At 74.6% G+C, this 21,978-nt stretch carries 14 protein-coding genes; 3 read left to right on the forward strand and 11 right to left on the reverse strand.

Annotated features, from left to right (window positions below; genetic code table 11):
- Nucleotides 1-150 precede the first annotated feature (150 nt).
- The 5 genes from ACIP4P_RS08600 to ACIP4P_RS08620 form a co-directional block, all read right to left on the reverse strand.
- Entirely contained in the window at nucleotides 151-2,163 is a 2,013-nt protein-coding gene (locus tag ACIP4P_RS08600; protein ID WP_400916062.1) for a hypothetical protein, read from the reverse strand.
- A complete protein-coding gene (locus ACIP4P_RS08605) occupies nucleotides 2,160-3,305 on the reverse strand; it encodes a VWA domain-containing protein (RefSeq protein WP_400916063.1) in 1,146 nt (381 codons plus the stop codon). The genes ACIP4P_RS08600 and ACIP4P_RS08605 overlap by 4 nt, the downstream gene beginning before the upstream one ends.
- Nucleotides 3,302-5,602 (reverse strand): DUF5682 family protein, encoded by a 2,301-nt coding sequence (locus ACIP4P_RS08610; RefSeq protein ID WP_400916065.1) that lies wholly within the window; start codon nucleotides 5,600-5,602, stop codon nucleotides 3,302-3,304. Before ACIP4P_RS08610 ends, ACIP4P_RS08605 begins: the two co-directional genes overlap by 4 nt.
- Nucleotides 5,602-6,687, reverse strand: a complete 1,086-nt coding sequence (locus tag ACIP4P_RS08615) for an AAA family ATPase (protein ID WP_400916067.1) — start codon at nucleotides 6,685-6,687, stop codon at nucleotides 5,602-5,604. The genes ACIP4P_RS08610 and ACIP4P_RS08615 overlap by 1 nt, the downstream gene beginning before the upstream one ends.
- Before the next feature lie 74 nt (nucleotides 6,688-6,761).
- On the reverse strand, nucleotides 6,762-10,412 hold the full coding sequence (locus ACIP4P_RS08620; RefSeq protein WP_400916069.1) for a DUF4132 domain-containing protein: 3,651 nt from the start codon (nucleotides 10,410-10,412) through the stop codon (nucleotides 6,762-6,764).
- 332 nt (nucleotides 10,413-10,744) lie between these two features.
- On the opposite strand from ACIP4P_RS08620, the gene ACIP4P_RS08625 reads away from it, so the two are divergent.
- Both ACIP4P_RS08625 and ACIP4P_RS08630 read left to right on the forward strand, forming a co-directional pair.
- Nucleotides 10,745-11,989, forward strand: coding sequence for an FG-GAP-like repeat-containing protein (locus tag ACIP4P_RS08625; protein WP_400916070.1), 1,245 nt, complete (start codon nucleotides 10,745-10,747; stop codon nucleotides 11,987-11,989).
- A gap of 77 nt (nucleotides 11,990-12,066) precedes the next feature.
- A complete protein-coding gene (locus ACIP4P_RS08630; protein WP_400916071.1) occupies nucleotides 12,067-13,698 on the forward strand; it encodes an FG-GAP-like repeat-containing protein in 1,632 nt (543 codons plus the stop codon).
- A gap of 66 nt (nucleotides 13,699-13,764) precedes the next feature.
- Here ACIP4P_RS08630 and ACIP4P_RS08635 read toward each other — a convergent pair whose 3' ends face one another.
- Nucleotides 13,765-16,626 carry an AfsR/SARP family transcriptional regulator gene (locus tag ACIP4P_RS08635; RefSeq protein WP_400916073.1) on the reverse strand — a complete coding sequence of 954 codons (2,862 nt, stop codon included), beginning with the start codon at nucleotides 16,624-16,626 and terminating at the stop codon, nucleotides 13,765-13,767.
- A 299-nt stretch (nucleotides 16,627-16,925) separates the two neighbouring features.
- Between ACIP4P_RS08635 and ACIP4P_RS08640 the strand changes: the two genes are divergently transcribed.
- Nucleotides 16,926-17,081, forward strand: coding sequence for a hypothetical protein (locus tag ACIP4P_RS08640; RefSeq protein ID WP_400916074.1), 156 nt, complete (start codon nucleotides 16,926-16,928; stop codon nucleotides 17,079-17,081).
- 97 nt (nucleotides 17,082-17,178) lie between these two features.
- On the opposite strand, the gene ACIP4P_RS08645 is transcribed toward ACIP4P_RS08640, so the two are convergent.
- From ACIP4P_RS08645 to ACIP4P_RS08665, 5 genes are all read right to left on the reverse strand, one after another.
- Nucleotides 17,179-18,537 carry a hypothetical protein gene (locus ACIP4P_RS08645; RefSeq protein ID WP_400916076.1) on the reverse strand — a complete coding sequence of 453 codons (1,359 nt, stop codon included), beginning with the start codon at nucleotides 18,535-18,537 and terminating at the stop codon, nucleotides 17,179-17,181.
- Nucleotides 18,538-18,670: 133 nt separating this feature from the next.
- On the reverse strand, nucleotides 18,671-19,693 hold the full coding sequence (locus tag ACIP4P_RS08650) for a sensor histidine kinase (protein ID WP_400916077.1): 1,023 nt from the start codon (nucleotides 19,691-19,693) through the stop codon (nucleotides 18,671-18,673).
- Nucleotides 19,694-19,878: 185 nt separating this feature from the next.
- A complete protein-coding gene (locus tag ACIP4P_RS08655) occupies nucleotides 19,879-20,538 on the reverse strand; it encodes a response regulator (protein WP_400916414.1) in 660 nt (219 codons plus the stop codon).
- A 323-nt stretch (nucleotides 20,539-20,861) separates the two neighbouring features.
- Complete coding sequence (locus ACIP4P_RS08660) at nucleotides 20,862-21,098, reverse strand: hypothetical protein (protein ID WP_400916079.1); 237 nt, start codon at nucleotides 21,096-21,098, stop codon at nucleotides 20,862-20,864.
- 23 nt (nucleotides 21,099-21,121) lie between these two features.
- On the reverse strand, nucleotides 21,122-21,922 hold the full coding sequence (locus ACIP4P_RS08665; RefSeq protein ID WP_400916081.1) for a hypothetical protein: 801 nt from the start codon (nucleotides 21,920-21,922) through the stop codon (nucleotides 21,122-21,124).
- Between the last annotated feature and the right edge of the window lie 56 nt (nucleotides 21,923-21,978).

Genomic DNA, 21,978 nt, shown 5'->3' on the forward strand with positions numbered 1-21,978 from the left:
GTGATCGGCCCGGTCGCTCCGGGCCTGACCGATCCTGGACCACGGCGCCCGGTGCGCACCTCCCGGTCAGGAGGGAAGGCGCGCTCCCCCGATCGGGGGAGGGGCCGGGGGTGCGGGACGTCGTACCCGGCGTCCGGGCGGGGGCGTTGCTCAGGGGTGGCCGGCCGTCTCCTGGTGGGCCTCGGCGGTGACGGCGACGCGGATCGCCGCGTCCGTCCAGTGGTGGGCGGCGTCCGGGGCGTCCGTGCGGAGGGCGTGGGCGAGGGTGCGCAGGAGGGCGGCGGTGGTGGCCAGGCCGGTGCGGTCGAGCTGGGTGGTGGTGCGGTCCAGGCGGGTGAGGACGGCGGTGTCCGGGTGGCGCAGGCCGCGGTGGGCGAGGGCGGCGAGGGCGGCCAGTGCCTCGGCGAGGGCGGCGGCGACCGGGTCGGACGTCGGCGGGGGCGCGGGGGTGAGGGTGGTGGGGTCGGCGCCGGCGGCGAGGTCGGGGACCACGACGGTGTCGCCGGCGAGGAGTGCGACGGGTTCCAGGACGGTGCGGCCCGCGACGCGCCGGACGGTCGCGCTGACATGGGTGACCGTGCCCGTGCCGAGCGCCGCGGCGAGCGCGTCGAGGGCGCCGGGACAGGCCGGGTGGTAGTCGGCGACGAGGGTGGCCGGGGTGCCGGCGGCGTCGCGGACCGCGGCCTCCAGCCGCTGCTCGGCCGCGTCGTACCGGACCCCTTCGACGGTGGAGAGCCGCACCACGTGCAGGGACTCGGCGGCGACCCGCGGCCGGATCAGCCCGGGTGGGCGGCCCGCCAGGGTGCGCAGGTGGGCGTCGAGGTCGGTGAGCAGCAGCGGATGGGGCAGGTCGGTCCAGGCGGTGCCGACCGGGGTGACGGTGGTGTCGGCGATCCGGCCCCGGCCGAGACCGAGTTCGCGGGCGGCGCTGCGCACGGCGCTCTCGCTGACCACGTTGCCGGTGGCGAGGGCGGCGAGGCGGTGGCCGGTGATGCGGCGGGAGGCCAGCGTGTGGCCGGTGGGCGGGCGTCCGTCGGCGGGGACGTCCCAACTGCGGCGCAGCACCAGGACGGTGCCGGCGGCGGGATGGGCGAGGTAGAGCTCGGCGGAACGGGTCGTCGCGGTGCCGCGGATGCGGCAGCCCAGGGCGGTGAGGCGGACCCGGCGCAGCGGGGTCTCGGTGGCCTCGCGGATGCCGAGCACCTCGGCGCGCGAGCCGCCCGGGTGGGCGGCGGCGCGCCGACGGGCGTGCAACTCGGCCAGGAGCAGGGCGAGTTCCTCGGGCCGGTGGTCGGTGGAGCGGGTGGCGTACGCGTCGAGCTGGCCGATGAGTGCGGCGACCGCGCCGGCCGGCCAGTGCAGGCGGCGCTCGGCGAGCTCGCCGCGGACCCGGTGGAGGTCGGCGGTGAGGACGGGCCCGGCGTGCACGGCGCCGTCGAGCAGCAGCGTGTGGGCGAGGTCGAGGGCCGTGTCCAGGGCCGGTTCGACGTCCGGCTCGGGGGCGGCGCCGAGGGTGACGGTCGGGCGGCCGTCGGCGGCGCGGAAGGCCCAGACCGCGAGGGCGATCATCTCGCCGCGGCGGTCCTGGGCCGCGTCGGTGACGGCGAAGCCCAGCTCGCCGGGGACGGGGAAGCGGACGGTGCAGGCGGCGAGTTCGGCGACCGGCTGCGGGTCGTCGGGATGTGCGTGGTGCAGGCGGGCGCTGTAGCCGCGTTCCAGGGTCCGGCGGGCGGCGGCCACGGCGCGGGCGCCGACGGCGGCGGTCAGCGCCTCGTCGTCCAGCGCGCCGGGGGACCAGCCGGGGACGGGGTCGGCGGCGGGGTCGGCGGCGGGATCGGCGGTCGGATCGGGGGTCGGATCGGGTGAGGCGGGGGCGTCGGCGGCCGCCCGCTGGTGGGCGAGGACCAGGGCGAGCCGGTGGCGGCACACGCCCGGGGCGGCGCAGCTGCAGCTGCCGCCGTCCAGCCCGGTGCCCGGCGGCAGTACGACGACGCTGCCGTCGGGGCAGGTGCCGCGCAGCGTGCCGTCCGGGTCGAGCGCGGGTACCGGCCCCTGTCCGGCGGCGACCTCGCGGGCCGCGCGCTTGACCAGGCCCCGGTTGGACAGCGCGGCCAGCGTCTCGGTGTCCAGGGCCAGCAGGTCGGCCCGGGGTGCGGCGCTCATCGGCCGAGCCTCTCGGCGACGAACTCGGCCAGCATGCCGGGCGTCATGGCCCCCATGTGGGCGCCGGCGTCGGCGAGTTGACCGGCGAGTTCGCGGTCGTACGCCGGTGCCGCCTCCTCGTCCAGCGCGGCCAGGCCCAGGACGGTCGCGCCCTGCCCGGTCAGCGAGCGGACGGTGCGCAGCAGCCGGTACCGGTCGCCGCCCTCGTAGAAGTCACTGATCACCGCGATGATCGTGCGCCGGGGGTTCTCCAGCAGGCCGGCCGCGTAGTCGACCGCGCGGGCGATGTCGGTGCCGCCGCCGAGTTGGACCCGCATCAGCAGTTCCACCGGGTCGGTGACGTCGCTGGTGAGGTCGACCACCTCGCTGTCGAAGGCGACCAGATGGGTCTTCAGCCCGGGCAGGTTCCACAGGCAGGCCGCGGTCACGGCGGAGTGGATCACCGAGCCCACCATCGAGCCGGACTGGTCGACGAGCAGGATCAGCTGCCACTGTTCCAGGTGGCGACGGGTACGGGAGTGGAAGTGCGGGCGCTCGATCAGGAGCCTGCGCTCGGCGGGGCGGTAGCGGCCGAGGTTGGCCCGGACGGTGCGGCGGAAGTCGAAGTCGCGGGCCAGCGGGCGCCGGCTGGGGCGGGAGGACCGGGCGCCGGTGAACGCCTGGCGCAGCTGCGGGGTGAGACGTTCCATCAGCTGCCGCACCACCGTGGCGACGATCCGGCGGGCCTGGCCGAGCAGCTGGTCGTTCATCAGGTGCTTGGTGCGCAGCACCGCGCGCAGCAGGGCGGGGCTCGGCTCGACCCGCTCCAGCACGGTCGGGTCGGTGACGATCTCCTCGATCCCGTAGTGCTCGACGGCGTCGCGCTCCAGGCGCTCGATCGTCTCGCGGGGGAAGAGGCGGTGGACGTCGTCCAGCCAGTCGACCGCGGTGACCTGGGACGGGCCGAGACCGGCGCTGCGCACGCCGCGCCGGTCGAGGTCCTCGTCGCGGCCGTACAGCCACTCCAGGGCGGCGTCGCGGGCGATGCCGTCGGGGCCGGGGCGGCCGGTCCACGGCTCGGCGGGGGCGCCGAGGACCAGGCGCCAGCGCTCCAGGGCGGGGTCGGGGGCCGTACCGCGGTCCGTGGCGTCGGGCCCGGTCACCGGGTGCTCCGCAGGCCGTGGCGGTCGAGCAGGGCGGTCACGTTCTCCTCCAGGGCGCGGGCGGCGGCCAGCCGCACGGGGTCGGCGGTGGTGCGCAGCAGGGCGCGGGCGGAGCCGCGCACACCGCGGCGCTCGATCAGCCGGCGGGCGATCCGCTCGCGTTCGCGCGGCGGGAACCAGGCGAACGCCTGGCGCAGGGCGGGGAGCGCGATCAGGAACTCGGCGTCGGTGAGCTCGGCGAGGACGGAGTCGACGGCGGCCAGCAGGGAGTGGTCGCCGGCGTCGGCGGTGACCTCCTCCCGGGCGAGGGCGAACAGTCCGGCCAGCCAGTCGCCGAGCGCGCCGACGTCGGCCGCGGCGTCGAGGGTGGCGGAGGCGAGGTCGACCTCGGAGCCGGAGCCGGTGCCGGTGCCGGTGCCGAGGGTGAGGTGGAGCCCGCGGGCGGCGCCGCGCAGGTCGGCGGGCGCGTGCGGGTCGCGGGCGACGCGCAGGGCGAGGGCGGCGGCGTCCCCGGCGGTGACGGTGAGCAGGCCGGGCGCGTGGCGCAGGGCGTCCCGGACGGCGGCGAGCGCCGTGAGGCGGGCGGGGTCGGCGCCGGAGCGGCCGTGGGTGCCCTCGGTCAGCCACAGGATCCGGCCGACCGCGCCGTCGACGACGGCGGCCAGCAGCGGGCTGCGGGCGGTGCCGTACACCCGGTCGTGCCGCCAGAGGCCGAGCGCGGTGGAGAGGACGGCACCGAGCGCGCCGGGGTCGGGGTGGTGGGCGAGGGCGGTGGTGAGGGTGCCGAGGAGGCCGTCGGTGAGGGCGGTGGTGCCGCACAGGACGGTGTCGAAGAGCAGGGCGGCGAGCCCGGAGTCGGTGGGGTCGGTGGTGCGGGCGCGTTCGGTGAGGACGGTGGTGGCGGCCTCGTCGAGGGTGGCGCCGTACGCGCCCGCCTCGATCAGGGCGGCGTCGCGGCCGGCGTCCGGTTCGCTCTCCCAGCGTTCGGTGGTGACCGGGTCGGCGCCGTGGTCGGGGCCGGCGGTGCGGCGCCGGCCGGGGACGGCGAGGACGCGCAGCCGGTGCAGGGTCCGGCTGGCCGCCAGTCCCTCCGCGGTGGTCAGGTCGCAGGTCAGCGGGCGGTCGCCGGCCGCGCCGATGGCGGCGAGCCGGGCGGCGGTGTCGTGGACCAGCGGCGGGGCAGGGGTGTCGGGGTGCAGCCGCCCGGTGCGGGTGCCGCTGCAGGCGGCGACCGTCTCGACCACGACCGGGTGGCTGCCGGGCGCCAGCGGGGCGCGCCGGGACCAGGGCAGCGGCTGCGTCAGGTCGTCCTTGACCAGCGCGCCGACCAGGCCGTCGAGGACGTCGGTGCGGGCCGGCACCGGGTGGCCGCGCAGCGCGGCGAGGCCGCCGGTGAGCGCCGCGGCGGCGACCAGGTCGGCGGTGGAGACCGGGTGCCGGCGTCCGCGCAGGCGGGTGACCACGGACCGCCGCAGGTGGTCGGCGGCGCCCTCGGGGCCGTCCTCCCACAGCCGCTGGTAGTACGCGGGCGAGGGCATGCCGGACTGGTAGCCGGCGAAGGCGTCGAGCTGCCGGAACGAGTACGGCACCAGGTAGCTGCCGGACACCGCGCCGGGCGGCGGCGCGGGCAGCGGCGGGCGGCCGGGCGCGGGGGCCGGTTGCGCGGCCAGGGCGCGGAGCGCGGGGGTGTGGAAGCCGCCGGTGACCACCAGGACGGTCGCGTCCCCCGCCTCGGCGAGGACGGCGCGGACCCAGTCCGCCATGTACGCCTCGCGGGCCCGGTCGCCCTCGTCCGCCGCGGAGTCGCCCCGGACCAGGTCGAAGTAGGCGTCCAAGCGCTCGGCCAGGCCCTCGGCCGGGGCCACCTCGAACAGGCCGTCCCACAGGGCGTCCACCGAGCCGGTGCCGAACCGCTCGCACAGCCGGTCGGTGGCCTCGGCGTACCGGGCCTCGGCGTCGGCGTACCGGTTGGCGCGCAGTTCGAAGGCCGGGTGCCAGGACGGCAGGTCGACGAAGAGCACCTGCGCGCCGGCCGCCCGCCCCTCCCGCAGCGCCACCCACTCGGGCGAGTAGTCGCACAGCGGCGCCCAGGTGGTGGCGGTGCGTTCGGCGTCGCGGTAGTGGCTGAACACGGCGATCGGCAGCTCGTGGCCGAGGGCCAGCTCGTCCAGCCGGCCGTTGAGGTCGGCCGGGCCCTCGACGAGCACGTACCCGGGCCGCAGCCGCCGGACGGTGTCCGCCACCAGCCGGGCGCAGGCGGGGGAGTGGTGACGGACCCCGAGGAAGACCGCGGGCATCAGCCGGCCAGCAGGTGGCGGGCGTCGTGCACGGCCTGCCAGTGCGGGCCGCGCCGCCGCGGGACGCGCTGCTCCAGGTAGCGGCGGAGTCGGGCGAGGTCCTCCGGGCTGTCCTTGGCGGCGGTGCCGGCCAGACTGGCGACCAGGTCGGCGGCGTCGCCGGCCTCGCCGCGCAGGTACCAGCCGCGCAGCCCGACCGCGTGGGCGACCGAGACCGCCTCGGCGGTGCTCAGCACCGAGGACGGGCGGTCGCCGCCCTCGCCGGACCGCAGCTCGCGGAAGACCGTGACCAGCACCTCCAGCAGGTCCCGGTCGGGCGCCGCCGCGACCCCGGAACGACGCAGCAGATGCGCCGACTCGGCTTCGACCAGGGCGAGTTCGGCGTCCAGGTCGGGGATCGGGAAGACCGTCTCGAAGTTGAACCGCCGCTTGAGCGCCGCGCTCATCTCGTTCACCCCGCGGTCGCGGGTGTTGGCGGTGGCGATCACGTTGAAGCCCTGCTGGGCGAAGACCATGCCCTCGGGCCCGTCCAGTTCGGGGATCGCGACCACCCGCTCGGAGAGCAGCGACAGCAGCGAGTCCTGGACCTCCAGCGGGCAGCGGGTGATCTCCTCGAACCGGACCAGCCGGCCCTCGGCCATGCCGCGCAGCATCGGCGCGGGCACCAGTGAACGGGTGGAGGGGCCCTCGGAGACCAGCAGGGCGTAGTTCCACGAGTACTTGATCTGGTCCTCGGTGGTCGCCGCGCCGCCCTGCACGGTCAGCCGGGAGGTGCCGCTGACCGCCGCCGCGATCAGCTCCGACAGCAGAGACTTGGCGGTGCCCGGCTCACCGACCAGCAGCAGACCGCGGTTGGTGGCCAGGGTGACCAGGGCGCGCTCGACCAGCGCCGGATCGCCGACGAACTTGCGGGCGATGCCGGCCGCCTCGTCGCCGACGATGAACCGGCGGGCCGCGCGCAGGCTCAACTCCCAGCCCGGCGGGCGGTGGTCGCCGTCCTCGGCGCGCAGCGCCGCCAGCTCCTCGGCGTAGCGGACCTCGGCGGGCGGCCGCTGGAGCTGCTCCTCGGCGGTGGTGCTGGTCATGGCGGCCTTTCCCGGGCGGGCGTCGGTGAGCGGAGGAGGGGGCACAGGGTGGGCGCCGGTGAGGTGGCGAGGGGTCATGGCGTGGTCAGCTCGATCAGGTCGGCGATCACCTCGGAGGCGATCACCGGGTCGAGTTCGGCGAAGGTCGGGAAGGTCCGGTTGTGCGTCCAGTAGTCGCCGGGGCAGCTGTCGAGCCACACCGTTTCCAGCCGCTGCTCCGGGTAGACGTCGTGCATGCCGACCGCGATGCCGTGCTCCGGCGCGATCACCACGAAGCGCTCGGGCCCGACCCGGCGGGACAGCCAGCGCTCCACCCCCGCGTCCTGGGGCTCGCCGCGCTGCCAGCCGCGCCGTTCCATGCCGACCAGTCGGGCGGTGGGCAGCACCGGACCGTTCTCGAAGCGGGTCAGGCGGTGGCCGGCCCGCTCCTCGTCGGTCAGCGCGTACACGGTCCGGCCGAGCTGGCGGAACGGCTGCAGGATCTCGTAGTCGGCGAACAGCTCCGACCAGGCGGCGAGGTCGTCCCCGAGGAGGAGTGGGTGCGCCAGCCGGACGGAGGCCCCGGCGGGCAGGGCGAACGCCTCGTCCCGGACGTCCGCCAGGGTGCGGTCCTCGGCGACCCGGAACGCCGTCACCGTGCCGTCCGCCGCGGCCAGCCAGACCAGGCGACGCACCAGGTGCCACAGCAGCGGGTGCCCGACGAACAGCTGCTCGAACTCCTGCGCCGTCCAGGAGCGCTGGGTGACCATCGCCTCCTCCAGACGGCGGATCTGATCCCCCGCCACCGTGCGGACGTCCTTCTTCAACGCCGCGAAGCGCTTGCGCTCGGCCGGCGCCAGCTCGGCGTCGTCCCGTGCCCCCGGCACCGGAAGATCCTTGCGACGCACACCGGCCGCATCCAGCACAAACGGCTTCAACTGCTCGTCGAAACCCACCGTGAACGTCCGCGTGCCGTAGTCGACGACCGTCGTCCCATCCACCTCCAACCCGAAATCCGGCACCAGACGGTCGGACAACTGCTCCCCGGACAGGCCCAGACCCGCCGCCACCTCGGCGATCTTCTCCTGCGCCCGCGCCTTGAGCGCCTTGAACTTCACCCGCTGCGCGATGCCGTGCAGATGCAGCAGGGCGACATCGGTGCCGATCCCGGCCAGCACCTCCAGACCGTCCACGGCCCGGTGGTGCGCCCCCTCGCCGGGCCATGCCCGCAGCACCGGCGTCAGCCGGCGGACCGTCCCGTCGTCACCCAGCCGACCGAGCGCGTGCAGCGCCCACCCGTCCTGGGCGGGCATACCGCCCAGCCGCCACTGCTCGAACACCGCCCAGCCGAACTCCGACAACGACCGGGGCTCGCACAGCTCGATCACCTGGTCGAGGCCCGGGTAGAACTCCCCGGACTTGGACAGCGCGAGCACGGTGAGCACGTGCCGCACCGCCTCCGCGGGCAGCGCGCCCCCGCCGCCGCGCACCAGCAGCTGCGGCAGCATCACCGGCTCCGCCCAGTCGCCGGGCTGGGGCACCGTCGCGGGCAGCACGTTCACCAGCGGATCGGCCGACAGCAGCGCGCCCACGACCTCCTCCGCCTCGGGCCCGTACTCGCCGGCCACCGCCCGCACCGCCTCCGCGCCGTGCGCGCCGCCGATCAGCCGCAGGGCGTGCTCGGCGCCGCGCCGGGCCGCCCCGGCCTTGCCGGTCGCGGCGGGCACCAGCAGCCGGGCCGCGTCCAGGCCGTGCCGGGCGAACCAGGAACGCGCGGTGTTCCCGGCCGACTTGAGGCGCACCAGCCAGTCCGCCATGGTCTCAGCCACCCGCACGTCCAGGTACGGCAGCAGCAGGGGCGCGTGCGCGGCCGGGTTCAACTGGGCGGCGGCCCGTAGCGGTTCGAGCGCGTCCGCCTCGAAGCGGGCGGCGACCCGGCGCAGCGCGCCCACGGCGTCCCAGATGTAGTCGTCGCCGCGCCACCGCGCGATCAGCGGCCGGCCCAGCTCCTCGTCACCGTACGCGAACAGCGCCAGCTCCTCGTGCCGGTTGAAGTGGCCCCGGGGGTCGCCGCCCCGCTCCTCCCGGGCCCGCATGGCGCCGGCGATGCGCTGCCAGTCGCCGTCCGCCCAGCGCCCGTACCAGGACTGGGAGGCCGCCCACGCCTCCCGCTCGCCGGGCAGCCAGCGCAGCTGCGGGTCCTGCGGCGCGGTGAGGCCGGTCAGTACGCGCGGCTTGGCCGTGGAGCGCGGCCTGGTCCACGGCGGGCTGGTGAGCAGGTCCGGCAGCGACGTGGCCGGGACGTCCGGCACCCGGTCGCCGAGGTCGGTGAGCGGCTCGACCACGGCGGCCTGCTCCGGAGCCAGCTCCGGCAGCAGGTCGAGCGCGGTCGCGCGGTGGGCGGCGACATGGGCGGTGAGGAGCCGGCGGGCGAGCTGCCGCACGGCCGGATCGGTGGCCGTGGCCGCCGTGGCCTCGGCGAGCAGGCGCAGCGCCCGCCGGGGGTAGCGGCGCATGGCCGTCATCAGGGCCGCGCGGGCCGCCTTGTCGTTCTGCTGATAGGCCAGCAGCGCGCGGAAGCCCTCGTCGGAGGGCAGCTCGCCGATCGCGCTCAGCATCTGCTTCTGCCGCTCGCTGTAGAAGTGGTGGTTGGCCAGGGCGTGCAGCAGCAGCGGTGCGGTGTCGGCCTGGAGACCCTCTGCCACGGTCGCGATGATCTCGGTGGACCAGCCGTCCCAGCCCAGGCTCGGCGGCATGGGGAGTCGCTCCAGCGGCTCGGCCGAGGACAGCGAGCACAGCAGCATCGACCACTCCGCCGGGCCCAGCCGGGCGGCCGAGTCGACGACGTCCCGCACCCAGTCGGACTCGGACGGCACCAGGTACGCGGCCGCCACCCTGCGGGCCAGGCTGGTGCGGCAGCCCGCCAGGGCCTCGACCGTCGCGCGGTGGGTCTCCTCGTCGCACGCCGCCAGCAGCGAGCGGACCCGGTCGAGGGCAGGGCGGCACCCCGCGACCGAGCGGACGTCCGCGCGCACGATGCGCGGGTCGGCGGCGTGCGAGCGGTCCCACCTGACGGCCATCGTGAGCAGCTCGACGCCGGCCCGGGCCGCGAACGGCAGGCCGTACCCGGCCACCCAGGCGTCCACGGCCTTCCGGATCCTGTTGTCGGAACAGCTCGCGAACCCCGCGGCCAGCACGGCCGCACCGACCTGGTCCCGGCTGCCGGACCGGTGGGCCCGGGCGGCCGCGACGAGGTCCGGGTCGCTGCGCTTCGAGGTGAGCAGCTTCTCCAGCCAGTCGTCCATCTCCCGCAGCGCGGCGTCGTACGCGGCCACCGCCTTCTTCGCGGGCGCGGCCGGCAGGCGGCCGGCCCCGCCCCGGCGGGGGATCAGCGCCCGCTGCCAGGCGTCGGGCAGCACGAACGCGTCCTCGTCGACCGGCGCGTCGTTCGCGGGCCCGGGAACGGTCGCCGTGGGCGTCACGGGCGCGGACGTCACGGACGCGGACGTTGGTGCGGACGCGGCCACCGCATCCGCACCCGCGCCGACCTCGCGGTAGCCCTTGCGGACCTTCTCGGCGACCGTCTTGGTGAAGTGCGCCTGCGCCCCCGCCGAGGTCGGGAACTCCTTGACCTGCTCCCGCCCGGCCGTACCGCATCGGCCGTACCGCACGGTCACCAGGACACCGTCGACCCCGGCCTCCCAGAACTTGTCCGAGCCGCCCTCGACGAACTCCCAGCGACGCACAGCTCCACCCCTCTCTTCGAACAACCGATCAGGCCACGAACACTAACGAGCCCCACTGACAGCCTGACCTGCGGGCCCGCCCCCTCCACGGATCAGGGGTCGTACCCGAACGACGATCCGGACCGAGGGCCGTCGTCCCGCGGCCCATGAAGGGCTGTTGGTGGATTGTTGGGTCGTTGTTGGTGGTCCCGGTCAGCCTCGGGTCCTCCCCGCGTCACCCGTCCCGCAGCGAAGTCCGGGGCGGGGGCGCGCACCGAAAGCCAGAGGCAGGACACGTGAAACCCAGATTCCCCCGATTCCGCCGCGTCAGGGCCGCCCTGACCGTCGTCGCCTTGCTGTTGACCGGCCTGTCGGTCTCCGCGGGGCAGGCGTCGGCGGCCTTCGACAACCCCCTTGAGTTCGGGATCCAGAACAAGGCGACCGGCCTGTGTCTCCAGGCCGTGTCCAGCACCGACCGGGCGGACCTCTCGGTCGGCCCCTGCGACAGCAGCCCCGACCAGAAGTTCGTGATCACGGACCACAACAAGTACATCGACACGGCCGCCAACAAGTCCTGCCTGGCGGCGGACCCGTACGGCGACGCCGTGTCCGTGGACTGCAACAGCAGCGACTACAACACCCACTGGGCCCGCCTCTCCGACGTCGGCGACTGGACGATCATCCGCAACGCCAACGGCTGCTACCTCAAGCTCCTCGACAACAAGCTGCCCGCCTGCGTGCAGGGCGCCCCGACCGACAACGGCCAGTGGCGCACGGTCCGGCGGCACTCGGACCACCACCAGGGCACCGAGGCGGGCAACGGCCGCGTCAAGTGGGCGGACTTCTGGGGCCGGGGCAAGGGCGACGACTACATCACCATCGGCTCCACCGGCGCCGTCACGGTCTGGCCGAACAACGGCGGTGACGGCCACGGCGGTTGGGGCTCGCCCGTGCAGGTCGCCACCGGCATCACCGCGGACCCGAACCGGGTGCGCTTCGCCGACTTCGACGGCGACGGCCTGCCCGACTACATCGCCGTCAACCCGGACGGCTCGGTGCACGTCTACCTCAACCGGGGCGGCGACACCGGCGGAGGCTGGCAGGACCTCGGCATCGTCGCCACCGGTCTGACCACCGACCTCAGCCGGGTGCGCTTCGCCGACATGGACGGCGACGGCCGGGCGGACTACAACGTGATCAACCCGGACGGCTCGGTCACCACCTACCTCAACCGGGGCGGTGACAACGGCGGCGGCTGGCAGAACCTCGGCAGAACGGCCACCGGCCTGACCACCGACCAGAGCCGGGTCCGCTTCGCCGACCTCGACGGCGACGGCAAGGCCGACTACGTGGCGATCAACCCGAACGGCTCGGTCACCGCCTACCGCAACAACGACATCTACCACGACCAGTGGGCTTCCATGGGGCAGATCGCCAGCGGCATCACCACCAACCAGAACGCCGTCGTCCTCGGCGACTTCACCGGCGACAACCGGGCGGACTACATCACCACCGACCCGTCCGGCAAGGTCAACGTCTACCGTTACGACGGCGGAAGCAACTGGACCAACCTCGGTCAGGTCGCCACCGGCGCCTGACCCCATCCGCCACCTGTCACGCGGGGCCCCGGTCCGTCAGCCGGGGCCCCGCACCACCTCGTCTCAAGGGGGGAACCTTGAACCGCATCCTGCTGTTCGGCCTGAGCGCCGCGCTGGGCGCGGCCGGCGTCGCCGCCGCGCCGAACCCGCCGGCCGCCCAGGCCGCCCAGGCCGCGTCGGCCGCGTCGGCCGTAAAGGCGGCACCGGAGGCTCAGGCCGCGAAGGCCGCAAAGGCCGGCTCCACCACCGGTACGGCCCTGCCCTCGCTGCGCGTCATGCCGCTCGGCGACTCGATCACCGCGGGCGCCGGCAGCGCCACCGGCTCCTCCTACCGGGCCCCGCTGTGGAACCTGGTCGCCGGCCAATCCCGCTACACCGTACGGTTCGTGGGCTCCCAGGCCGGCGGGCAGCTGCCCGACCTCGCCAACGAGGGCCACTCCGGCTACATGATCGACGACATCCGCGCCGGGATCGACCAGTGGCTGGCCGCCGCGCACCCGGACGTCGTGCTGCTGCACATCGGCGTCAACGACCTCGACCGCAGTACCGACCCCGCCCACGCGCCCGACCGCCTCAAGACCCTCCTCGACCGGATCTACCAGGACCGGCCCGGGATCGCGGTGGTCATGGAGGGGGTGCTCCCGAACACCCAGGGACTCCAGCTCCCGCCGTCCGGGTACAACGACCGGGCCCGGCAGTTGGAGGCGGTCGAGGCCGAGGCCGGGAACAGCTTCCGGTACGTGGAGCCGCCCGCCCTGGCGCCCGCCGAGATGGCCGACCGCCTCCACCCGAACGACAGCGGCTACCGGCGGATCGCGCAGGCCTTCTACGAGGGGCTGGACCAGGCGTACTCCGCCGGCGCCGCGCGCGCCTCCGTGGCCTCGAACACCGCCAGCGAGTCGGGCGGCCTCGGGCGGGTCCGGTACGCGGACTTCGACGGCGACGGCAAGGCCGACTACCTCACCGTCAACCAGAACGGTTCGGTGAACGTCTGGCTGAACAAGGGCGGTGACGGGCGCGGCGGTTGGCAGCCCCTCGGCCAGGTGGCCACCGGCGTCACCACGGACCCCGCCCGGGTGCGCTTCGCCGACTTCGACGGTGACGGCAAGGCCGACTACGAGGTGATCAACCCCGATGGCTCCGTGCACGTCTGGCTGAACAAGGGTGGTGACGGGCACGGCGGTTGGCAGGACATCGGGATCGTCGCCACCGGTCTGACCACCGACCCGAGCCGGGTGCGCCTCGCCGACTTCGACGGCGACGGCAAGGCCGACTACGAGGTGATCAACCCCGACGGCTCCGTACACGCCTACCTCAACAAGTTCGCGGACGGGCAGCCGAATTGGCAGGACCTCGGGACCGTCGCGACCGGTCTGACCACCGACCCGAGCCGGGTGCGCCTCGCCGACTTCGACGGCGACGGCAAGGCCGACTACGCCGTCATCGACCCGAGCGGCGCCGTGCGCGTCTTCCTGAACCGGGGCGGCGACACCGGCGGCGGCTGGCTGTCCCTCGGCCAGGTGGCCACCGGCCTGACGACGGACCAGAGCCGGGTGCAGTTCGCGGACTTCGACGGCGGCGGCAACGCGGACTACATCCGCACCGATCCGCCCTCCAACGCCGCCACCGTCTACACCTGGAACGGCGGCGACGGACACGGCGGCTGGACCGGCCTCGGCCAGGTCGCGGGCGGGGTACCCACCGGCTGAACATCCGGCCCGCCCCTGCCGCCCGCGCCGCCCGGCAGGCTCACCCGCCGGGCGGCACGGGCGCGTTCACCGCTGGGGGTCCCCGAGCCGCTCCAGCCCGTCGAGGCCCTGCCGGAGCAGGGCGGGGATGGAGTGGGCACGGCCGATCTCGGCCGCCTGTTCGTAGCAGGCGCGGGCCTCGGACGGTCGGCCGAAGTGGGCGTGGGCGCGGCCGCTGATCACCAGGGTGTCGGCGATGCCGCTCATGTCCCCCAGCTGTCGGCGGATCGTCAGGGACTCGTCGAGCGCCGCGAAGGCCTCCTCCTGCCGGTCGAGTCCGCGCAGGCAGTCACCGAGGTTGGCCAGGGCCACGGCGGTGTGCGTCAGGTTGCCCCGGCTCCGGCAGCGTTCCAGGAGCACCCGGTAGTGCGTGAGCGCGGCGTCGAAGTCCTCGTTCTGCAGGTACGCCTGGGCCAGGGCCGCGAGCACCCCGATCTCGCCCTCCTGCCGTCCGGCCCGCTGGAGGATCTCCCAGGCCGCCTCCGCGTACGCCAGGGCCGCCCCGTGCCTGCCCTGCTGGTTGTAGGCCGTGGACAGGTTGCCCAGGATGACCGCCTCGCAGGCGTCGTCGCTGTGGTTCCCGAAGAGGGACAGGGAGGCTTCGAGGGCCTCGATCGCCTCGGCGTTGCGGTAGGCCATGCCGTGGGACGCGCCGAGCCGGCGCAGCGTCCAGGCCTGGCCGAGCAGGTCGCCCTGCTCCCGGGCGGACTTCAGGGCGAGGGCCAGGCACGCGTCCCACTCGCCGGTCCACCAGAAGGTGTGCGCGTACGCCATCAGCCAGATCGCGAGTCGCCAGGTGAGATCGGGGCGGGAGGAGTCCGCGGCCCGGCGGATCACCTCCGTGATGACGGGCAGCTCCTGCCGGCACCAGTCCAGCGCGTGCTGGGGGTCGGTGAAGGCGGGCGCCGGTACGGCCGGGGCCTCGGCGAGGCGTGGCGCTCGGGACGGTTCGACGGCCGTGCCGGCCGACTCCAGGGCGACCGCGTACCAGACGGCCAGCCGCAGGGCGGCCGCGTCGTGCGCCCCGGCCGGTTCCTCGACGCGGACCCGCTCCGCCGCGAACTCCCCCAGCAGGTCGTGGAACCGGTACCGCCACGGCTCCGGCGTCTGCACCAGGTGGACGTCCGCCAGCCGTTCGAGCAGGTCGGCGGTGTGCTCCCGCGGACGGTCCAGCAGCGCGGCCGCCGCGTCCACCCCCAGCGTGTGGCCCGCCCACAGGCCCAGCAGCCGGAACGCCCGCGCGGCCTCGCGCTCCGCGGGGTCGTCGCTGTCGCGGATCGCGAGGTAGCTGGTGGCGAAGGTGGTGTCGACGGCGAGCCGTCCCACGGACAGGGCGCGCAGCCGTCCCCGGCTGTCGTCCAGGCGCTCCGCCAGGGTGCCCAGCGACCAGGCCGGTCGGGACGACAGCCGGGCACCGGTGATCCGCAACGCGAGGGGCAGGCCCGCGCAGGCGGCCAGCAGGCGCAGCGCGCCGTCCGGGTCCTGCCGTACCCGCTCGGGGCCGCAGAGCCGGGAGAGGAGGGCGCGCTGCTCCTCGACGTCGAGCGGGGGAAGTGAGAGCCGGGTGCTCGCGGGGAGGTCGGGCAGGGTGTTGCGGGACGTGACGATGACGGCGCTGCGGCAGCCGCCCGGCAGCAGGGGCTCCACCTGGCCGGCGTCGCGGGCGTTGTCGAGGACCAGCAGGACGCGGCGGTCGGCGAGGGCGGTGCGCAGCAGGGCGGCCCGGTCGTCGGTGTGCTCGGGGAGCGGGCGGGGCGGGCCGTTCCCGGCGTCCGGCCGGTCGCCCAGGGCGGCCAGGAGGACGGCGAGCAGTTCGTGCGGGTCGCGGGCGGGCGCGGCGCCGTAGCCCCGCAGGTCGGCGTACAGCTGGCCGTCCGGGTAGTGCTGCTTGACGGCGTGGGCGGCCTGCACGGCGAGGGCGGTCTTGCCGATGCCGCCCATGCCGGAGACGACCGCGACCCGGGGGACGCCGTCGGCGGGCGGGGTGGCGAGGAGGCCGGTCAGGGCGCGCAGGTCGGCTCGGCGGCCGGTGAAGTCGTCGAGGGCGGCGGGGAGTTGGGACTGGGGGCGGACGACTGCCGGTGCCGGGGTCGGTGCCGGTGCCGGTGCCGGTGCTGGTGTCGGTGTCGGGGCCGGCCGCTGGGGGGTGCCGGTCCCGTCGCGCAGGACCTGCCGATGGGCCTCCCGGGCGCCGGGCCCGGGTTCGACGCCGAGTTCCTCGACGAGGGTGCGGCGGAGCCGCTGGTAGACGGCCAGGGCCTCGGAGCGCTGCCCGAGCCGGTGCAGGGCGAGCATCAGTTGGGCGTGGAAGGTCTCGTGGAGCGGGTGCTCCGCGGTCAGCCCGGTCAACTCGGGCACCAGGCCCTCGACTTCGCCGAGGCGCAGATCCGCCTCGATCCGCCACTCCAGGGCCTGCAGCCGGGCCTCCTGCCACCGGCGGCGCGGGGCCTGCGCCTGCGGCAGGTCCGGGAACTCGGCGAGCGGCGTACCGCGCCAGAGGGCGAGTGCCGCCGCCGACTCCCGCCGTACCGCAGCCCAGTCCTGGCGCCGCAGTGCCTCGCGGGCCCGCTGGACGCCCAGGTCGAACAGTCGGGCGTCCAACTCCCCTTCGGAGAGATTCAGTTGGTAGCCGATGGGGGTGGAGCGCAGGCGGGTGCCGGGCTCGTCGTCGAGCTGCGTCCGCAGGCGGGCCAGCATGTTGTGGAGCGAGGCGTTCGCCGAGGCCGGCGGGTGGTCGCCCCACAGCGCGGCCTTGAGCCGGTCCGGCGGCACGGGCCGGTCGGCGTCGAGCAGGAGCACGGCCAGCAGGGTGCGCACCTTGGCGCCGCCGACCGGTCGCTCGGTGCGGCCCGTGGTGACGAGAAGCGGGCCGAGTAGGCCGAAGTGCATGCTTGATCCCCCGATCCGGCACCTCGCACCACTCGTTCGTGCGAGGTGATCATCGACCACGGTAGAGGACGGGGGAGCGGGGTGACCAAGGGGTTTACCGAGGGGTTTGCCGAGGGGTTTACGGAGGGGTTTGCCGAGGCGCGGCCGCCGGGAGCGCCGTCACAGCTCCGCGGCGTCGATCCAGCTGATCGTCGCCACCAGATCGGCGCCCCCGGCCGTCGCCTCCGCCGCCAGCAGCGCCCAGTCCCGGCAGTCGGCCACGATCCGGGCCCAGGGCAGCCGGCGGGTCCTTCAGCGCGGTGAAGACCTCGACGGCGCAGAGCTGCCCGTACGCCCTCAGCCCGGGCGTCGCCGCGATCAGCTCGTCCAGCACCGCCGGCCCCATGGCGATCAGCGAGTACTGGGCGTCCTGCGCCACCTCGGTCGAATCCGCGTCGAGCTCGCCGACCCGCTGAGCGATCACGCTGTCCACGCTGACGGAGTCTGGTCCATGCCGTCCGCCCCGGCCGACCGATTTCTACGACGGGCCGGCGAAGCGGGCGAAGGGACCGTTCAGGGTGCGCTCGCGGCCCTGAGGTCGTCGAGCGCCGCGTGCAGCGGGTGTTCGTGCTGGTGCGGGGCCAGGAGGCGACGGAGGTCGGCGGCCAGGACGGGCGGCAGTCCACCGGTGAGGGCGCAGGCACGGTGGACGGCGTGGGCGGCGACGTCGAGCTCCCCGAGTTCCAGGTGTCCGTGGACGATGTAGAAGAACCAGAGCGCGCTGAAGGGGGAGGGGGTGCGCACCGGTGCGGTGAGGTTGTCGGCCAGGACGGCCAGATGGGGCCTGGCCTTGCGGGGCTGCCCGAGGAACGACCAGACGGCCGCCCGGCCCATGGCGACGAAACGCCGGTAGGCCTCGGCCTCGGTGTCGGTGCCGGAGCCGGCCGCGGTGCGGCCCGCCCGGGTGAAGGCCTCGGCGGCGCGGTCCAGGGCGCGGGCGGCGTCGGTGGCCCGGCCGAGTTGGGCGAACGCGGATGCCTCGCAGTTGTGGAGTTCGAGCAGGGTGGACGCCGGCAGGTCGGGGTCGGCCCGGCGGGCGGCCCGGAGGAGGACGAGGGCGTCGGCGGCGTTGCCCACGATCAGGTGGTGGCGGGCGAGTTGGGTCATGGCGGTCGCCACGGTGGCGCGATCGCCTGCGGCTGCGGCCGCCCGGATCGCGGTCAGGGCGTGGCGTTCGGCCTGGCCCAACTCGCCGAGGGCGCAGCTGAATCCGGAGCACAACAGGGCGGTGCCGGCGGAAAGGCGGAGCAGGCGGCGGGATTCCGCGCCTCCGTGGGCCGTGGAGGTCAGCAGGTGAATGGCTTGCCGGTGTTCGGTGTGGGCTGCGGAGTAGAGGGCCTGGGAGGGGAGGTGGCTGGCGAGTATGTGCGCTTCCAGGGCCGCGGCGCGGGTTTCGGACCAGTGGACGCGCTCGTCGGCTGCGGCGGCCGTCTCCTGGGTCTCGTGGGCGGGGTCGGGGGAGTGCTCCGCGAGCCGGGCCAGGGCCCCGCGCACCTGGAGGGCCAGGCCGTCGTCGTGCAGCGAGAACCCGCTGGGGGAAGCGGACGCGTGCGACGGCCGGCTGACCCGGTCCGCGTGCAGTCGCAGGCCGGTACGGGCACCGTCCAGGGGGTCGTCACTGGTGGCCAGGTAGGTCCAGTACGGCCAGCCGAGCCGGGCGACCTCGCGGGGCGGGACACCGTGGATGTGGGCTATGGCGAGCTGGGCGGAGTGCTCGGGAACGATGTGCCCCGATTCCCAGCGGGAGATCTTCTCCCGTCGGGCGGCCATCCGTCCGAGGCCGAGTTCGTCGTGTGCGCGCGCGACGAGACGTGCGTACTCGCGTTGGGACAGACCGAGTTCCGCACGTAGCGAGGTGAGGGGATGCGCCATGGGGCGGCTGCCTTGGATTCCGTGCTCCGGCTGTGGGTCCTGTTGCCCGCGATGTTGCTGCTACCACGGTAACCGACTCGGCACACGTGGTGCTCGGGTGCTGCTGCGGACCGTGCGGCCGGATTCCGTCGGCTCAGTGCCGGCGGTCGGGCAGGACGGCATGGAGGTGGTAGCCGCCGTCCGAGGTGGGGCCGCTGGTCAAGCTGCCGCCGAGGTTCTCGGCGCGTTCGCGCAGGCCGATCAGTCCGTGGTGGGAGCTGGGCAGGTGGAGGCCGGGGCGGGTGGGGGCGGTGTTGGTCACGGTCACGTGCAGGCTTGGTCCGGGCCGGTGGATCTCGACGGTCGCGGTGGCGCCGGGGGCGTGTTTGCGCACGTTGGTCAGGGCTTCCTGGACGATCCGGTAGACGGTGCGCTGGACGGCCGGGCTGGTGTCGTCGGGCACCTCGCCGACCAGGTGGGCGTCCAGGCCGCTGCCGGTCACCAGGTCCACGAGTTGTGCCGCGGTGGGTTGCGGGGTGATCTCGGTGTCCCGGGTGCCGGAGGCCCGCAGCAGGGTGACCATGTGCCGCAGCTCGTCCAGCGTGGCCACGCTCAGCTTGCGGATCGTACGGGCCGCCTCCCGGGTGTCGGCGCTGTCGGTGCCGACCTGGAGCGCGCCGGAGCGTACCGCGATCAGGCTGACCTGGTGGGACACCACATCGTGCATCTCCCGTGCGAGCTGCGCCCGTTCACGGGCCAGTACGGCCTGGGCGTGCAGTTCGCGCTCGTGCTCCTGGGCCTCGCGGAGCCCGGCCATGCTGCGGGCCAGCTCCCGGCGGGTCTGCAGCAGCCGACCGAGGAGGACCGCCGCAGAGGCGGGAAGGAGCGTGCTGCTGAGGAACCAGAGGTGTTGCAGAGTACGAACGGCCAGGAGCGGACTGAAATCGATACCGGCGTGCTGATCGGCGTACATCGCCGCCGTCAAGCACACCAGCCCGGTCAACGCCCAGCGCGAGGACCGCTCGGCCAGCGTCATCAGTGCCACCAACGCAGCCAGTGGATAGTGCTCATGAGCCAACACCGCCAGTACGGCCGTGCCGGCGAAGACCAGGACGGGAAATCGCCTGCGCAGCACCAGGAACAGCGCCGCCGAGACACCCAAGATCAACCGTCCCATCTCCATGGAAATGAACGAACGGTGCGGATCCGGCTGACAGTGGTGTATCCACAGGCTGTTCAACCAGGCCAGGATCAGGGCGCCTGTCACGAGTAGGGCGTCGAACGTCCACGGTGACAGCGCCCGCCCGCTCCGCAGTCCCGCCGCCGCACGGTGTGCCCACGGATGTCCCGTACCGGTCGTCCTCACCGGTCGTCGTCCTCGGCGAGTAGGCCGGCGCGCTGCGCCCACAGGGCGGCCTGGACGCGGTTGGCGACCGACAGTTTGGTGAGGAGCGTGGCGACGTGGGCTTTGACGGTGCTGGTGCTCAGGTGCAGGAGTGTTCCGATCTCGCCGTTGGAGAGTCCCTGGGCGAGGTGGACGAGGACGTCGCGTTCGCGTGGGGTGAGGTTGTCGGCGTGGGCGGGTGCGGAGTCGAGTGTGCGGTGGTGGCGGAGGTAGCCGTCGATCACGGTCGGGATGACCTTGGGGGCGAGGACGACGGCGCCCTGGAAGAGGGAGCGGACGGCGGGGGCGAGGTCGTCGGGGTCGGTGTCCTTGAGCAGGTAGCCGGAGGCGCCGTTGCGCAGGGCGTGGGCGATGTACTCGTCGGAGTCGAAGGTGGTGAGCATGGCCACGACGGGTGGTTCGGGGAGCTGGGTCAGGCGGCTGAGGACGGTGAGGCCGTCGACGTCGGGCATCCGGATGTCGAGCAGTACGAGGTCCGGGGCGTGCGCGGCGACGGCTTCCAGGGCCTGTCCGCCGGGGACGGCGGCCACCACCTCGATGTCGTCGGCGGTGTCGAGGATCAGGGCGAAACCCGATCTGATCAGTGCCTCGTCGTCCACGATCGCAACCCGGATCACGTTCACGCCCTGCCTTGTCGTCCTGTCCGTCGGATCCGGTCGACCATGCAGAACCCGTCCCGTCCGTGCGCCGCGAGTCCGGCGGGCGCCGCTCCGAGGTTAACCGATCGTGTCCGATCGATTCCCGCGAGCTGTCGCTTGCGGGGGTGCTTGGGGCGTGCCTCCGCGATTCGGTCCGCTTGGGATACTCGCGGCCGCCGCCACCGTCTCGCGCTGTCTCGCGCGGTCGGGCGTCAGCTGTGCGGGCAGCAGTGGTGCCCGGCACGTCTTCCGTACGGTGCCGCCCGCTCCCCTGCGGCGGGCGGCACCGTACGACGCCTTCGTTACCTGCCGCCGCGTCGGCGCCGCTGGAGCAGGCGGGCGGCGGCGCTGACCGCCAAGCCCCCCAGCACCGCGGCCACCAGCTTCACCGCGAGGCCCGCGAGGCCTTCATCGGCGTCATCGGGCAGGGCGAGGACGAAAAGCCGGTGGATGCCCCACGCGGCCAGGAGCGCGCACGTGGTGAGGGCCCACAGGGCACCTGTGGATCCGAAGCGCGGCTGGGTGCGGTCGTCGTTCATGAGGCCTCTCCTTCCGGTGGGGCTCACTTGCCCTTGAGGAATCCTTCGATCCCGCCCTTGACCGCGCCGCCGACGGCTCCGGTGGCCGCGCCCGGACCGCAGCCCGCGCCGGCACCGATGGAGCCGACGACGCAGCCGCCGACCGCTCCGAGGACCGCCTGCTCGCTCGACTTCTTCGACGCGGCCTGGAGCCGGTTCCAGACGCCCTTCCAGGTGGGGTCGGCGACCACGGGGAAGGCGGTGTCGGCGCCGACCTCGACGTGCTGCACCAGCGTGCTGCCCTCGATCCGGTAGCCGGTCGTCACCGGCTTGCCGTTGGCGTCCTTGGCCCAGGGGGCCTCGAACCGGCCCAGGCTCTGCTCGGCGCGGACGACCTCCACGCTCCCGTCGGCACGCTGTTCGAGCCGGGCTCCCTCGGGCAGGTCGATCCTGAACCGGAAGTCCGCGGCGGCCGCCGCGCTGTCCAGGGTGACCAGCGCGCGGGTCCCGCCGTCGCCCAGCTGCTGCACGGCCACGCTGCCGCCCTCGATCGCACCGGGGTAGACGACGGTGCCGTCACCGGTTCGGACACCGGCCCGGTCCTGGTCGGCGGGCAGGGCCATCCCCAGGCCGGAGCCGTCCGCGGCCTGCATCGAGACGGTGCCGGCCGAGGTACCGGGTGCGACACCGGCGGACACCGGGGTCACGTCGTCGGTGCGCGTGGCGCTCGCCACGACGGCTCCGGCGCGGGTCGAGTCGCTGTCCGGAGCCGCGGTCGCGGCCATCGCCTGGCCGGACGTCAGCAGGGTGCCGGCCGCTGCCGAGGCGACGACGGCCATGGCCACGGAGGAGAGGGAACGGGAAAGGGACGTACGCACTGCAGAACTCGTTTCACATGGAC

This window comes from Kitasatospora sp. NPDC089509 (assembly GCF_044749365.1).
Classification (GTDB): domain Bacteria; phylum Actinomycetota; class Actinomycetes; order Streptomycetales; family Streptomycetaceae; genus Kitasatospora.